11 protein-coding genes and 1 pseudogene are annotated in these 13,751 nt (G+C 40.1%); 1 reads left to right on the top strand and 11 read right to left on the bottom strand.

Translation table 11 applies throughout. The features are described from left to right. Nucleotides 1-363: 363 nt before the first annotated feature. Complete coding sequence (locus B4N75_RS02410; RefSeq protein ID WP_296706519.1) at nucleotides 364-1,743, bottom strand: MATE family efflux transporter; 1,380 nt, start codon at nucleotides 1,741-1,743, stop codon at nucleotides 364-366. 77 nt (nucleotides 1,744-1,820) lie between these two features. Beyond that, nucleotides 1,821-2,951 (bottom strand): redox-regulated ATPase YchF, encoded by a 1,131-nt coding sequence (gene ychF / locus B4N75_RS02405; RefSeq protein ID WP_296024306.1) that lies wholly within the window; start codon nucleotides 2,949-2,951, stop codon nucleotides 1,821-1,823. A gap of 449 nt (nucleotides 2,952-3,400) precedes the next feature. Here ychF and B4N75_RS02400 point away from each other — a divergent pair, with 449 nt between their 5' ends. Beyond that, complete coding sequence (locus tag B4N75_RS02400; protein ID WP_296024309.1) at nucleotides 3,401-4,501, top strand: aminotransferase class IV; 1,101 nt, start codon at nucleotides 3,401-3,403, stop codon at nucleotides 4,499-4,501. Between the two features lie 175 nt (nucleotides 4,502-4,676). Here the strand turns inward: B4N75_RS02400 and aroA are convergent, their stop codons facing one another. The 9 genes and pseudogenes from aroA to B4N75_RS02355 all read right to left on the bottom strand — a co-directional run. Then, complete coding sequence (gene aroA, locus B4N75_RS02395) at nucleotides 4,677-6,047, bottom strand: 3-phosphoshikimate 1-carboxyvinyltransferase (protein ID WP_296024311.1); 1,371 nt, start codon at nucleotides 6,045-6,047, stop codon at nucleotides 4,677-4,679. Between the two features lie 3 nt (nucleotides 6,048-6,050). Further along, a complete protein-coding gene (locus tag B4N75_RS02390) occupies nucleotides 6,051-7,121 on the bottom strand; it encodes a phospho-N-acetylmuramoyl-pentapeptide-transferase (RefSeq protein ID WP_296706518.1) in 1,071 nt (356 codons plus the stop codon). Nucleotides 7,122-7,246: 125 nt separating this feature from the next. Then, complete coding sequence (locus B4N75_RS02385) at nucleotides 7,247-8,488, bottom strand: M20 family metallo-hydrolase (RefSeq protein WP_296668535.1); 1,242 nt, start codon at nucleotides 8,486-8,488, stop codon at nucleotides 7,247-7,249. Nucleotides 8,489-8,633: 145 nt separating this feature from the next. Next, nucleotides 8,634-9,089 (bottom strand): hypothetical protein, encoded by a 456-nt coding sequence (locus B4N75_RS02380; protein ID WP_296668537.1) that lies wholly within the window; start codon nucleotides 9,087-9,089, stop codon nucleotides 8,634-8,636. Beyond that, nucleotides 9,079-9,663 (bottom strand): RNA polymerase sigma factor, encoded by a 585-nt coding sequence (locus tag B4N75_RS02375; protein WP_296668538.1) that lies wholly within the window; start codon nucleotides 9,661-9,663, stop codon nucleotides 9,079-9,081. Before B4N75_RS02375 ends, B4N75_RS02380 begins: the two co-directional genes overlap by 11 nt. Before the next feature lie 20 nt (nucleotides 9,664-9,683). Then, nucleotides 9,684-10,019, bottom strand: a complete 336-nt coding sequence (locus B4N75_RS02370; protein ID WP_273066652.1) for a hypothetical protein — start codon at nucleotides 10,017-10,019, stop codon at nucleotides 9,684-9,686. A 132-nt stretch (nucleotides 10,020-10,151) separates the two neighbouring features. After that, the gene (locus B4N75_RS02365) at nucleotides 10,152-11,813 is read right to left on the bottom strand and encodes a class I adenylate-forming enzyme family protein (RefSeq protein ID WP_296024328.1); all 1,662 of its coding nucleotides are present in this window, start codon (nucleotides 11,811-11,813) and stop codon (nucleotides 10,152-10,154) included. A 274-nt stretch (nucleotides 11,814-12,087) separates the two neighbouring features. After that, nucleotides 12,088-13,071 (bottom strand): UDP-glucose 4-epimerase GalE, encoded by a 984-nt coding sequence (galE, locus tag B4N75_RS02360; RefSeq protein WP_296668541.1) that lies wholly within the window; start codon nucleotides 13,069-13,071, stop codon nucleotides 12,088-12,090. Nucleotides 13,072-13,280: 209 nt separating this feature from the next. After that, a pseudogene (locus tag B4N75_RS02355) lies at nucleotides 13,281-13,751 on the bottom strand (methyl-accepting chemotaxis protein); the annotation flags it as partial.

The raw sequence follows: 13,751 nt of genomic DNA, 5'->3' as shown, positions 1-13,751 counted from the left end.
AGTTTCTTTTATTTGGCTTGGCGTTTGGGAGAAAAATTTTCCTGCCCAGAAATTCTACACTGACAAAGGCTTTAGAAAATTCAGCGAGCATGCTTTTGTTTTAGGCGATGATGTGCAAACTGATTTTCTGATGAAAAAAGAGCTTTGTTGATTCTCGCATTTATAATGTTTGCCGTGTATACTTGCGCGCATTCTAATGCCAATGCGTTAGGGCATGGAAGCCCGAAGTTCTGGAGCGGAACGAAGTGTTCGCACGAAGCGAAGCGGAAGAATGAGCGTGAGCGAAGGCTGGAACGCCCGGCCCGAACGGAGCGAGGGAAACGCCCGTTATCAAAACTCGAAATTGACCCAATTCTTATATTTTCACATCTTCCGATATTCCATTACAAAAAGCACCGTGCTCGTAAGCGCAGAACATGTTGTCGCAATCGGCTCAGCAAAAAATATTCCTTCAACTCCAAAAAATTTTGGCAGAACAAGAGCCAATGGAATCAAAAGAATTATTTTTCTTAGACAGGCAATAAAAACCGACACTTTTGCGTTTCCAATTCCAACAAAGGTTGTCTGCGCAGAATTCTGAATCCACATAAGCCAAAGTCCTGCAATATAAACTGGAAGAAGTTTTTGCTCAATCTGTAGAATTTCCTCGCTCGAAGTAAAAAGAGAAGCGAATTTTGCAGGAAAAACACTTGCGCTCAAAACAAGGCAGACTGTAATAATTCCGTTCACAAGAAGCATTTTACGGATAACTTCTTTTACGCGCTCAAATTTTTTTGCGCCAAAGTTGTACGAAATTATCGGCTGCACACCGTTTGCAAACCCCTGAGTCGGAATAAAAATAATCTGCATCACGCTCTGCATAATCGTCATTGCTCCAACGTAAATGTCGCCGCCATAACGCTGCAGTCCAGAATTAAAAACTACAAAAATCGCGCTTTCCGTAGCTTGCATCACAAAAGGAGACGTTCCGAGTGAACTGATTTTTTTTATAATCGCAAATTTTGGTTTTAAAATAGCAAAATTCAGGCGAATTTCAGACTTTTTTGAACACAAAAACGACACAATCCAAACGGCGCTCACGCATTGCGAAATAACCGTGGCAAAAGCAGCTCCTTTAACCCCCATTCCGAGCGCAAAAATAAAAATCGGATCAAGAATGATATTCAAAACTGCACCAATCAAAATCGAAATCATTGCAGTTTTGGCATGTCCCTGGCAAGTTATAAACGGATTTAAGCCAACCGAGAGCTGAACAAAAATCGTTCCCAAAAGATAAAACGAAAGATAATCGTCCGCAAAAGGCAAAGTTTTTTCACTCGCTCCAAAAAAGGTCAAAACAGGCGTTTTAAAAACCATAAAAAACAAAGTCAAAACAACAGAAAAAATAATCAGCATAAAAGCCGCATTTCCTAAAATTTTCTGAGCTGTTTTTTTTGCAGAAGGGTCAAACTCAGTTTTTCCAAGCTCAATAGCAGCAAGAGGCGCTCCTCCAGTTCCTGCAAAAGTGCTAAAAGCCGACACCAGCTGAATTATAGGAAGGCAAATTCCAAGTCCAGTCAGAGCAAGAGATGACTCTGCGCCTCCAGAAGAAATATGGCCAATATAAATTCGGTCAACAATGTTGTAAAGAACGTTAATCAGATAAGCAAGCACCGAAGGAAGCGCAAGCCTCAGCATAAGACGTGAAATTCCGTCCGTTCCCAAAGCAGAATCGCTGTTTTTGTTTTTTAAAGAAGATTGCATAAAAAAAGTCTATCACAAACATAAAAAAAATCCCGAACAAAGATCGGGATTTTAGCAAGTTTTATAATGATATTTTGTTATACGTTAAATTTAAAGAACATTACATCGCCGTCCTGAACGACATAATCTTTTCCTTCCTGCCGATATTTTCCGGCAGATTTTATTTCTGCTTCTGAACCGTATTTTTTAAGGTCTTCTACGGAATAAACTTCTGCTTTAATAAAGCCTTTTTCAAAATCAGTGTGAATTACGCCAGCGGCCTGAGGAGCCTTGTCTCCGTTATGAATTGTCCAGGCACGACATTCGTCTGCGCCACCGGTAAAGAATGTACGAAGTCCCATTAAATGATAAGCCGCGCGGGCAAGAACTGTAAGACCTGATTCCTTCAATCCAACGCTGTCCATAAATTCTTTTCTGTCTTCCGGAGTATCAATGTCTACAAGGTCGCTTTCAAATTTTCCGCAGATTACGATTACTTCACTTTTTTCTTCTGCGGCAACTTTTTTTACAGCTTCAACATATTTATTTGTGCCTTCTGCAATCGTATCTTCATCAATATTGCAGACAAAAAGCTGAGGTTTTATCGTAAGAAGATGAAGGTCGTAAATTCCTTCAAGCTCATCATCTGTCAAATCTGCCTGACGGGCGCATTTTCCTTCCTGAAGCAAAGGCAAAATTTTATCTACGGCACTGCGATAACCGGCAAATTTTTTTTCTTCCGCCTTTCCCATTGCACGAATTTGACGTGTAACCTTGTCTTCGCGTTTTGTAATTGTGTCTATATCAGCCTGGCAAAGTTCATAATTAATAGTAAGAATATCGCTCTCAGGGTCAATCGGAGCATCGGTTTTTGCATCTTCGCGAACATGCTGAATATCAGGATTGTCAAAACAACGAACAACATGCGCGATTACCGAAGTTTCGCGGATATTTGCAAGAAACTGGTTTCCCAAGCCTTCGCCGTTTGAAGCGCCTTTAATAAGTCCGGCAATATCTACAAATTCAACAGCTGCAGGAATTTTCTTTTTCGGCTGAAAAATGCCAGCCATAAAATCCAGACGCTCGTCAGGAAGTTCAACAACGCCGTGATTCGGTTCGATTGTACAAAAAGGATAATTTGCTGCTTCTGCTGGAGCACGTGTAAGAGCAGAAAAAATAGTAGATTTTCCGACATTTGGAAGACCGACAATTCCACAAGTTAATTTCATTTTTATGTTTCCTTAAATTTTTATTTGCGAGCAAAATAGAGTTATTTCGAAAAACTAATTCAAAGCAACTGCAAAAAACAAGTTTTCGCTCAAAAAAACCGTCTAAATCTTACTCTTATTTTAAAAAATGCACAACTGCGAAAAAAAATACGTAAAAAACAGCATAAAATCATTAAAAATCTCCGGAGCGCTTTTTATTTTTTACATAACAAAACGTCCGTCTAAAAAATTTTAAATAGGTTCAATTTCGAGTTTTAAATTTTACTGTCATTATCAGGCTTGCCCTGATAATCCTAGGTTTGTAAACTGTTTTTTTCAAAATTCGACATTCGCCCTAAATAAAATCTTTAGCCTACCTTAATTTATTTACATATAATTAAAAAAGTAATATTCTTATAAGAAAACATTTACAGATACGATTTTTATCGCACCTGGTGGAGGAAAAATAAATGGCATTTGCTTTAAACCTTTATCCAGTTACTTACATTGCGCGCTACAATCCTGAAACTGAAAAATGGGACGAAGAATGGCTCGAAAGCGACAAAGTAACTTATGACGAATTGATGGCAATGTCGGAAGCTGACCGCAAAGCAGTTTTGGACAAACGCAATCAAATGGGACTTCCTTCTGTTTCTTACACTTCTCAGTACGCATACAGCTGTTTTGAAGGAATGAAAGGCTTTCCAACAAAAGACGGCGGAGTTGCAATTTTCCGTCCAGAAGAAAACGGAAAACGCTTTAACAATTCCATGAAAGGTCTTTACTGCCCGGCTTTTCCTGTAGAACAGTATGTAAAAGCTTCGGTTGAATTTGTAAAACGCAACGCAGCCCTCGGATATGTTCCAAAATATAATCCTGATTGGGAAAAAACCGACTACGCAGACGCAGATTCAATCTACATGCGTCCGTTTATGAATTCTGAAGGCGCAATCGGTGTCGGCTGTTCAAAACAACCTTATGTCGTAATATGCGCAACAACAGTTTCTGCATATTTCAAAAAAGGTCTTGACGGGGCAGTTATTACAAACCGCATTCGCGCGACTCCACATGGAACAGGCTACATCAAGTGCGCTTCAAACTACGTAATTTCTGCGCTTGCAAAAAAAGAAGCCGAACAGGCAGGCTTTGTTGAATGTGTTTACCTCGATGCAGTTCATCACAAATACTTCCAGGAAGGCTCAAGCTGCAACATTTTCTTTGTTCTCAAAGACAAGACAATCGTTACACCTGAGCTCGGCGACACAATTTTGCCAGGAATCACACGAAAATCAGTAATTGTTCTTGCAAAAGAAAAAGGCTACAAAGTAGAAGAACGCCCTATTTCTGTAAAAGAAGTTCAGAAAAAAGCAGTTGAATGTTTCGTAACAGGAACAGCGGCCGGAATCAGCCCGATGTCATCAATCACCGATTTGAACGGCAAAAAAACAGTATTTGGCGAAGGCTTTGGTCCAGTTGCAAAAGAACTCCAGCACGAATTAAAAGGACGCCAGTACGGCTCTCTCGAAGATCCAAACCACTGGAACACAGTCGTAATTCCAGGCAACAAATAGTTTGATTTTTCGTTTTTAAAATAAAAATGGCTGTCAGAAAAATACATTCGATTTCTGACAGCCATTTTTTTATATAAAAGGGCGTTCCCGGCCGCAGGCAACCGGTCAGGCTTTGCGCGGCTACGGCTTTCGCCTCCGACCAAATGCTTCGCATTTGTTTGCCTTCGGCACCGCTTCAATCCTTAACGCTTAAATTCAAAAATTCTGCGCCAAGATTATTCATCAATTCAAAAAAGTGCGGAAAACTTACAGAACAACATTCCGCGTCCTTTATTATCATTTTTTCTCCAGCAGGAAGAGCAAGCGCAAGACAGGCCAGAGACATTGCCATTCTATGGTCTTTATAGCTTTCAACCGTTTCGCCGTGCAATTTTGTTCCGCCGTGAATTATAAGAGAATCCTCTTTTTCTTCAATATTTGCTCCCAATTTTGAAAGTTCAATATTCAAAACTTTAAGACGATCAGTTTCTTTTCGGCGGCAAACCGCCGCATCTTCAAGCACAACTGTGCCTTCAACTTTTGTTGCAATCGCGGCAAGAGCGCAAACCGCATCCGGAAACGAATTCATATTTACATGAAGCTCGCCGTTTGGAAGAGATTTTGCCGAAAGTTTTCCATGTCCGTTTTTCGCGTATTTTCCGCCACAGACTGTCAAAGCATTTTTCTCTTTGTCCCATTCAATATCCGCTCCGATTGATTTTAAAATTTCAACAATTGCATCATCGCCTTGAGTTCCGCTCGAATCAACATTTTCGATTGTAATTTTAGAATCAGTCATAAGAGCCGCAATCAACGGATAAGCAACACCTTCCCAGTCGCTAGGAATCGTAACGTCAAAAGACTTTAAGTTTTTTGGTCCATTTACTTCAATCTTTTTAAAATCATCCGAAATTAAACACGGGACTCCAACTTTTTCGAGCCATTTTTGCGTCATTGCAAGATACGGAGTTTCTTTTGGATTGGAAAGTTCCAAAGTAAGTTTTCCGTCCATTAAAATTCCTGCCATCATAAGTCCAGAAATATACTGGCTAGAAACTTCGCCTTCTGTTTTTACAACGCCGGAACAAACCGGACCTTTTACGACAAGAGGACACCCGTTGTGACCGGGAATTGCCATTTCTGCCCTTGCTCCAAGCTGGTTCAAAGCGTCAACAACGTGAGCAACTGGCCTTTTTCGGATTGACTCATCGCCAGTAAAAATACTAATTCCTTCAAAAGTTGCGGCAATTGGAGATAAAAAATACAAAAGTGAGCCAGAATTTCCTACATTCACAATATCGCTCGGAAGATGAATGTTTTTTCCAGCCCCTTTTACAAGCCAGCGAGTTCCTGGCTCCCCCTCTTCAGAAAGATTTAATTCAACACTTGAGCCAATCAGAGGAACTGCCGCCGCCGTAGAAAGGCAGTCTGCGCTCGGAAGAGGATTTCTAATTACAGATTCTCCGTCTGCAAGAGTTGCAAGGATAAGCGCACGAATTGTATGCGATTTTGAACCTGGAACTGTAATTTTTCCAGAAAGATTATGTTTTGAAGCTCTAATATTCATTTTTTATCTGACCTTAAATATAATTCCTACAACGGCAAGCGTAATCAAAAGTTGAAGCATCATAAATTTGATTAAAACCTGAGTCGGCGACCAGCCGTGGTTCACGCGCATGTGGTCGTGCAAAGGAAATCGAATTTTTGAAAAAATACTAATATGAAAGAATCTTTTCAAAAAGACTTTCATCAATCCCATTCCGCCGTTTATAAAAATAATTGTCGAAGTTGCAAAAATCATGAACGGGTTTCCACTGAGCATTACGCAAATTCCAATATAAAAACCTAAAGCGCGGCTTCCGGCATCTCCCATAAGACACTTGCTAGGAAAAGCATTGTGCCAAAGATACCCCATCAAAACGCCAGCCAAACAGAACGTCATAACCGCCCAGCTCGCTCCCTGCGCAAAATGAGGAACCAAAAGATAAGCCGCAATGTCTTTGTGTCCAAGAATAAAATAAAAAATTACGCCAAGTGTTAAAAGCGCAATCAAAACAAGAGTTGAACTAAGTCCGTCAACTCCGTCCGTGCAATTAGTTGTGTTTACAGAAGTCCAAATCATTACCGTGGAAATAAGAACAAAAACCCACGGATAAACAAAAATTCTGTGAGTAAAAAACGGAAGCCAAAAATAAATTTTTCCATCGGAACTCTGCTGAATAAGATAAACAGCCATTAAAACAGAAAGTGCAACGGAAATCACTAAATCAAGAACAGCTTTGCGGTATTCTCCCCAGCTTGTAACGCTGCGGTCATCGAGAAAACCTGTCAACATCATAAGCCACGTCAAACCAAGAGCACAGGCTTTAAACCAGTCCATTGGAACAAAAATCAGACTGAGCAAAACAAAGACCGTAATAAAAAATACTCCGACGCCAGTCGGCTTGCCTTTTGCCGCTTCAGCACTCACTGTAAACTCGCGGCCACGGTCGTGAGGCATACAAGTATAAAAATGCGGCATCAAATAACGGACAAGCAAAAAACCTGTATAAAGTGACAAAACAATAAGAACTGTGTACGACTGCAAAAGACGTGCAGGTCCAAAATATCGGTTCAAAAGACCGCCAATAGTATAAAGCATAATGTTTTTATTCTACCGCAGACACTTCAATTCTACAAGATTTAACACTGATTTGACACTGTTTCAGATTTTTTTGCAATTTTTTTATTTGCTTTTGCCGTTTTAAGCCTCATTTTTTGCAATTCTTATTTCTGCAAGAACAGGGCGCAAAGAGTCTGCGCATCTGCAATCGTGTTGTGCAAGCAACTGTATTCGTCAGGCTGGTGGCAAACTTCATCAATCGTAGACCAAATTGCCGCATTAAAACCAAAATTGCGCAATTCTGCGCCAACAGTTCCGCCCCCAATACCGATTGGAACAGCCTCTTTTCCATGTGCGTCCATAATCGCCTGCTTTAATTTTTCAACAACAGGAGCATCCACAGGAGTTGCCGGCGACTGACATTTTTGCGGTTCGCTAATTTCAACCTTTACGCCATATTTTTCTTCAATTTCGCCAACGCGCTTTTTTATTTCCGCACGAACCACGTCCAAAGTGTAGCAAGGCAAAATTCTGCAATCCATATAAAAAACATCATCGCCCGGAATAATATTTACCGTATCAACGTTGGTTTCTTTTTTTGTCGGCTGGAATGTCGATTTTGACGGAGAAAAAAGTTCATCTTCCGCATCAAAGAAGTTTTCGAGGTCATTTAAGCGTAATGCAAGCTCGCAGGCAGCAAGGTGCGCATTTTTTCCTTTTTGAGGCATTGAACCGTGGCTTTGCAAACCAATCGTATGAAGACGCAGCCAGAGAATATTTTTTTCCGCAACCTCAATTGTTTTCCCTTCCGGATCTCCGCCATCAGGAATCAAAATCAAATCATCTCTCTTAAAAAGATCGAGATGTTCTTTCAAAAGAAATTTCATTCCATATTCAGAACCAAATTCTTCGTCAGCCATAAAAAACAATTTTACGGTATATTCAGGCACAATGTTGTTTTTAAGAAGCTCAAGAGCCGCAAGAACACCGCTCACGAGCCCCTGCTGGTTGTCTTCAACGCCGCGGCCGGTAATTTTGTCATTTTTTTCGTCATAAACAACTTTCCAAGGATCAGAATGCCACAACGAAAGATTTCCAGGCGGAACAACGTCCATGTGGGCCATTACAAAAATCGACTGCTCTTTTTTTCCAGGAATCGTAAGCATAAGGTTCGGCCGAACTCCAGAAGAAACACGCGGATCAGGAGCGTCAAACTGTTTAAACTGATTTTCTTTAAAACCGCGTCCAATAAGCCACTTTTTAAGGGCGGCGCATTTTTTCGACTCGCCGTCACCACCGCTTTCAGGAGCCATAGCTGGAATCGACGACAAAAGCGTCTGCAATTCAATAATTTCAGGCCTTGTTTTTTCAAGATTTTCTTTTAAAAGTTCAAAATTTTCATTCATAAAAATATCCTAGCACAAAAAAATAGTTTTTCATTAGTTTTTGCCGCGCGCAACTTTTGCACTAACGGCTATCCGAGGCTACGGCGTCTAACGCGCCTTCGGTGCTTTGCACCCGCTTTTGCGGCCTCTGCTATCCGGCGCCATTTTACGCAAGAGAACTTGTATCAATCTTTTTTATAAAAAAATCCATATTTATCGCCATAAAAGCTCCGCAATATGCCGTTACAACCGCTCCGACAATCACGTAAAACCAGATTAAGTAGTCCGGATTCTGATTTTTTTCAAGAAAAATGCCCGAAAGCACAAAAAGCAAAATCATCAAAAAACCACTCAAAACCCATCTTACCATCGAAACAGGCTTTAAATTTTCCATCCAAGAAGGGTTTGTTCTTTTTATTGCAGAACTCAAACCAGAATCCTGCGCTTCCGACTTCTGAAAAAGCGGCATTTGAACAATTTTTTCTGCTTTTGAAAGAACTCTTACTTTTGTACGGCATTCTTTACAAAAAATCAAATGCAAAGAATCGTGCAATTCCAGGCGTTCGCCTTTGTCGAGCTCAAAAAAAGAATTCATCACTTTTTCACATTTTTTACTGTTCATAAATTACACCTCGCAGGTTGTCCGCCATAAGTTTTTTTGAACGGAATATGTAAGATTTTATTGTATTTACAGGGAAACCCGTAATTTCAGAAATTTCCTCATATTTTAATCCATGGAAAAAATACATTTCCACACACCTGCCGTAATTTTCCGGCAAAGACAAAACACATTCTCTGATCGTATCAAGTGTGGTTTTCCGGATTTCTTCTTCTTCAGGATTGAGAGCTTTTGACTGCAGCATTTCTTCGTTTGCAAGCGGAACATATTCCTGCCGGCGCGTAACCGAATTTACAGCAGAATTATATGCAATTTTTGTAATCCAAGTGGCAAAACTCGACCTGTAGTTAAATTTTGAAAGATTCATATAAACCTTAACAAAAACTTCCTGCACAAAGTCGTCAGTATCATCAGAATTTCTAAAAAAACTCATTCCAAGCGCGACAACTCTTTTTTTATACAGTTTTATAAGCGTCTGAAAAGCCTTTTCGTTTCCGCTCAAAGTTTCTTTTATTAAAAATTCATCACGCTTATTTATGAGTAATCTTTCAATGCCGTTAAGAGTTTTTCCTGCCATGAATATGACTATTTTTTAATTTATTCCCAGTCGTTCACCTTATAAAAAATTATTGCGCAAATTCCAATCGAAAAAGGAATCAATCCGCCTAGCAGAGATATGGAAATCCCGCCAAGCAAGGCAAAAACCACAGTCAGCATAAAACCAATTCCGGTCAGCAAAAGGCCAATTAAAAGTGAATACGCTTTTAAATTAAATTTTTCGCGTTTGTAAGTTCCGCTCAAAATCTGTCTGCGCACTTCCAAATGATGCCAAAGCAACGAAAAAAACACCACGACACCGCCAATTGCAATTCCAACAATCGGAGTAATCGCAATAATAACCTGAGCTGCGCTGCTTATAATTTTTTCTTCCATATTTAACGCCTCCTTCTAAAAACTCCGCGTTAGTAGCAATCCACGGACAGCTAGAATCACAGTTTGTAAAAGCAACACTTGAACAAACTGCAATGATAAAAATTACAAGGATGTATTTTTTATCATGCCACCTTATTCACGCACAAGAATTCCATCTTCCAAATCTTTTTCGGCCTGAGCCTTTATTTTTGCATGCTGTTTTTTTCCAGTCGCTGTAAGAGGAATTTTTTCTACGATTGCAAAATACCGCGGTCTCTTGTATTTACTGAGCATTTTACTTCCTGCGCAAAATTCATTCAACTCTTTTACAGTAAGAGATGGATCATCTGCAATCACATAGGCACAAACTGACTGTCCGCGCACCTTGTCAGGAACAGATGTTACAATACAGTCTTTTACTTTTTCATTTTCCATAATCGCTTCTTCAATCTGTGTCGGATAAATATTCTCGCCCGAAACAACCATCATATCGTCTTTGCGTCCTTTTACCGTCACAACCCAATCATCGTTCCAAACACCAGTATCGCCTGTATACATCCAGCCCTTGTAAAACTTTTCTTTTGTCATTTCTTCATTATGATAATAGGAATAAGTTGATTTTGCCGGTGAATGAATTATAATTTCACCTTCTGTTTCGCTGTCTGTAGGAACCAAATCGTCTGGCTCAGCCTTCGACCCGTCAGCAGGCAGGCGGACAACCCTAACTTCGTCGTCTGTGCAGCTTCCGCCAACAGAACCTGCGCCATCAGGAAGATTATACGGACGCAAAAATGAATTCCAGAAAGTTTCTGTAGTTCCATAGCCGTTAAAAATATTTTCTGTCAGGACTGTTCTAAAACGAATGCAGTCAGCACGGCTCAAAGGAGCTCCCATTGTTACAATTCCACGCAAACTGGAAATATCACGAGGACTTTTTTCCTGAGCACGGGTAAGCATTTCTAGATTTGCAGGAGCGCCCATCATAAATGTAATTTTGTATTTTGAACACCAGTCTAGCGAAGTTTGAGGCCTAAACGAACGCATTATGACAGCGGCGGCTCCTGCATAAAAAACAGGACATACACCGCCAGAATGACAGCCTCCTCTATGAAACCACGGCGTCATATTCAAAGTAACATCATGAGGATTCATCGGATAATGCATGATAACATCGTGAGCAGAAAGAACTTCGTTAATATCGTTTACAGGAACAAATTTTGGAAGACTTGTTGTTCCGCTCGTACAAAGGCGCAAAACTTCGTCATAGATGTGCGGCCTAAAATCAATTTTTGGCTCATCAATATCAGCATTTTCTACAAAAGATTCGTACGAAATATGACCTTTTGGCAAATCAACGCCTTCAATATTGTCCGCCATAATAAAAAGGCTTGGCTTCCAAAGGCAGATTTTTGCAGCTTCTTCCATCATTTTTACAACGTTCGCAGAATAAACCACCACTTTTGGCTTGTTATGATTTATCAAAAGCGCCATTTCGCCGCTTGCAAGGTTAAAATTTGTCGCAAGAAAAATTGCCCCGATTTTACGAGGGCCTGTGTACATAAAGGCAAATTCTGGAGAATTTCGAAGAGCGCCCATAACAACATCGTCTTTTTTTATTCCAATTTTTTTTAAGGCATTTGCAAGGCGGTTTGCTTCAACATTAAGCTGTTTATAATTCCAGCTGCGGTCTGTATCAGGATCAATTATTGCCGGTCTTTTAGAAAATCTGCGGACATTTCGCATAAAACCGTTAAGCCAAGTATATTCGTGTTCAAAAGTATCCCGGAACATTGAATCATCATAAGTTGTTGCCATTGAATTTTGTGTCCTTATAAATCATAAATTACGCACATAAATACGTTTCCTTTAAATAGACACAAAAAAAAGAAAAAAGTTGCGGACTTTGTTAAAAATTAAAAAAAAATTCTCTCTAAAAATCTTTCTCAAAAAAAATCATTTTCTTAAAAGTGTTGAAGCCTCGACAAAAAAAACACTGCTCAAAATCCGTGCCGTCGCTTTGCTCTTAGGACAATTTTGACTCGCTTTCTTTTTCTTCGTGGCTTCAACCATTTTCCGCTTTGTTTTTCAGCTAATTTTTTAATTTTCCGTTTGCTAGATATGCTTTCCAGGTTGAGTCCAGCAAGGTATGAATGTCGGAATATTCAGGCTCCCAGCCAAGTTTTTCTCTTGCGTATGCTGAAGTTGCAACAAGCTCTGCAGGATCTCCAGGACGGCGTTCTACAAATTCAGCAGGAATTTCTTTTCCGGTGATTTTTCTTGCTTCTTCAAGCATTTCCTTTACAGAAACCCCAGTTTCGCTTCCAAGATTACAAATCAGACTTTCGTTGTTTTTAGAAATATAATCAAGCGCTTTTACGTGGGCTGCCGCCAAATCCGTTACGTGAACATAATCACGGATACAAGTTCCATCGCGCGTATCGTAGTCAGAACCAAAAACTTTCATTTTTGGACGCATTCCGCAGGCAGTTTCCATAATAACAGGCAAAAGATTGGCAGGATTTTGTTCAAGTCCGCACGGAAAACCTTCAGGATCATAACCCGCAGCGTTAAAATAACGAAGAGCCGCAAATTTCAAACCGCGGAGCTTGTCATACCAGGCCATAATTTCTTCAATATTTAATTTTGTAAATCCGTAGTAGTTTTCAGGATTTTTCGGATGAGCTTCATCAATCGGAAGATACTTTGGCTCTCCAAAAACCGCCGCGCTCGAAGAAAAAACCATATACTTGCAGTTATGCTTTACTGCCGAATTTAAAATATTGATAGTTCCGTTCAGGTTGTTAATTGAATATTTTTCCGGCTCAACCATAGACTCGCCGGCAGCCTTAAAAGCCGCAAGATGAATAAAAGCGTCAAACCCTTGCTCAAAAGCCTTATCCAAATCGCGTTCAATCAGAATATTTCCGTAAATAAAATCATTTTCCTTAAAAAGATTCTGCCGCAATCCCGAAGAAAGGTTATCAAAAACCGTAACTTTGTGCCCATTCTTCATCAACTGTTTTACAACGTGCGAACCAATATAACCGGCTCCGCCAATAACCAAAACTTTCATTTTTGTCTCCGTAATTTTTTTCGGCGGTCCGGCTTTCGCCGTCGCTATGTCCGCCCTTCCGCTTACGCTTCATTGTTTTGTGGCAGTTTCGACAAATCGCAACCGCCACAAAACAACTTCGGGGCTACCAGCGCTACCGCATTTTTTTCAAAATAGTATAAAACCAAAAAAGAACGCTAGCAAGTGCAGAAAAGTTTTTTAACAAAAATCTAAACCTTAAAAAGTTCAACTTCCTCATTGATTTTTTCAAGAGAAGAGCCAACTCCGTCCGAAAGTCCGTTCAATTTTTCGGCTTCCAGAGTTATTGAGCTTGCAAAACCGGCCATTTCGCTCACAAGCTGGCGCATTTTTGCAGCGCTTTCCTGCAAAGTTCTAGTTTCTGACAAAATAGTGCGGTTGTTTTCCTCAGTTTCGGCAGACGCATTCTTTACAGAATCGGAGCTTTCTTTTAACAAAGCCAAAGTTTCGCTTATCTGGCTTGAACCTTGCTTCTGCACTTCCATAGTTGAATTTATCGATTTTACAAATCCATCCGTTTTATGAATATTTTCAAAAACCGAATTAAACGCATTTTCAGAATCGCCAGAAACAAAAACAATTTCCGAAATCAAATCTCCAATTGCGCGCAACTGCTCGCCAATAACTTTTGACTGTCCGGAAGAAGTTTCCGAAAGTTTTCT

The organism is Treponema sp. UBA7570, from assembly GCA_002477955.1.
Lineage (GTDB): Bacteria > Spirochaetota > Spirochaetia > Treponematales > Treponemataceae > Treponema_D.
This window is presented reverse-complemented; position numbering and strand designations above follow the sequence as displayed.

Excerpts from the sequence above, each read along its gene's own strand:
- B4N75_RS02410 (WP_296706519.1), bottom strand. The coding sequence starts at position 1,743 with ATGCAATCTTCTTTAAAAAACAAAAACAGCGATTCTGCTTTGGGAACG.
- ychF (WP_296024306.1), bottom strand. The coding sequence starts at position 2,951 with ATGAAATTAACTTGTGGAATTGTCGGTCTTCCAAATGTCGGAAAATCT.
- B4N75_RS02400 (WP_296024309.1), top strand. The coding sequence starts at position 3,401 with ATGGCATTTGCTTTAAACCTTTATCCAGTTACTTACATTGCGCGCTAC.
- aroA (WP_296024311.1), bottom strand. The coding sequence starts at position 6,047 with ATGAATATTAGAGCTTCAAAACATAATCTTTCTGGAAAAATTACAGTT.
- B4N75_RS02390 (WP_296706518.1), bottom strand. The coding sequence starts at position 7,121 with ATGCTTTATACTATTGGCGGTCTTTTGAACCGATATTTTGGACCTGCA.
- B4N75_RS02385 (WP_296668535.1), bottom strand. The coding sequence starts at position 8,488 with ATGAATGAAAATTTTGAACTTTTAAAAGAAAATCTTGAAAAAACAAGG.
- B4N75_RS02380 (WP_296668537.1), bottom strand. The coding sequence starts at position 9,089 with ATGAACAGTAAAAAATGTGAAAAAGTGATGAATTCTTTTTTTGAGCTC.
- B4N75_RS02375 (WP_296668538.1), bottom strand. The coding sequence starts at position 9,663 with ATGGCAGGAAAAACTCTTAACGGCATTGAAAGATTACTCATAAATAAG.
- B4N75_RS02370 (WP_273066652.1), bottom strand. The coding sequence starts at position 10,019 with ATGGAAGAAAAAATTATAAGCAGCGCAGCTCAGGTTATTATTGCGATT.
- B4N75_RS02365 (WP_296024328.1), bottom strand. The coding sequence starts at position 11,813 with ATGGCAACAACTTATGATGATTCAATGTTCCGGGATACTTTTGAACAC.
- galE (WP_296668541.1), bottom strand. The coding sequence starts at position 13,071 with ATGAAAGTTTTGGTTATTGGCGGAGCCGGTTATATTGGTTCGCACGTT.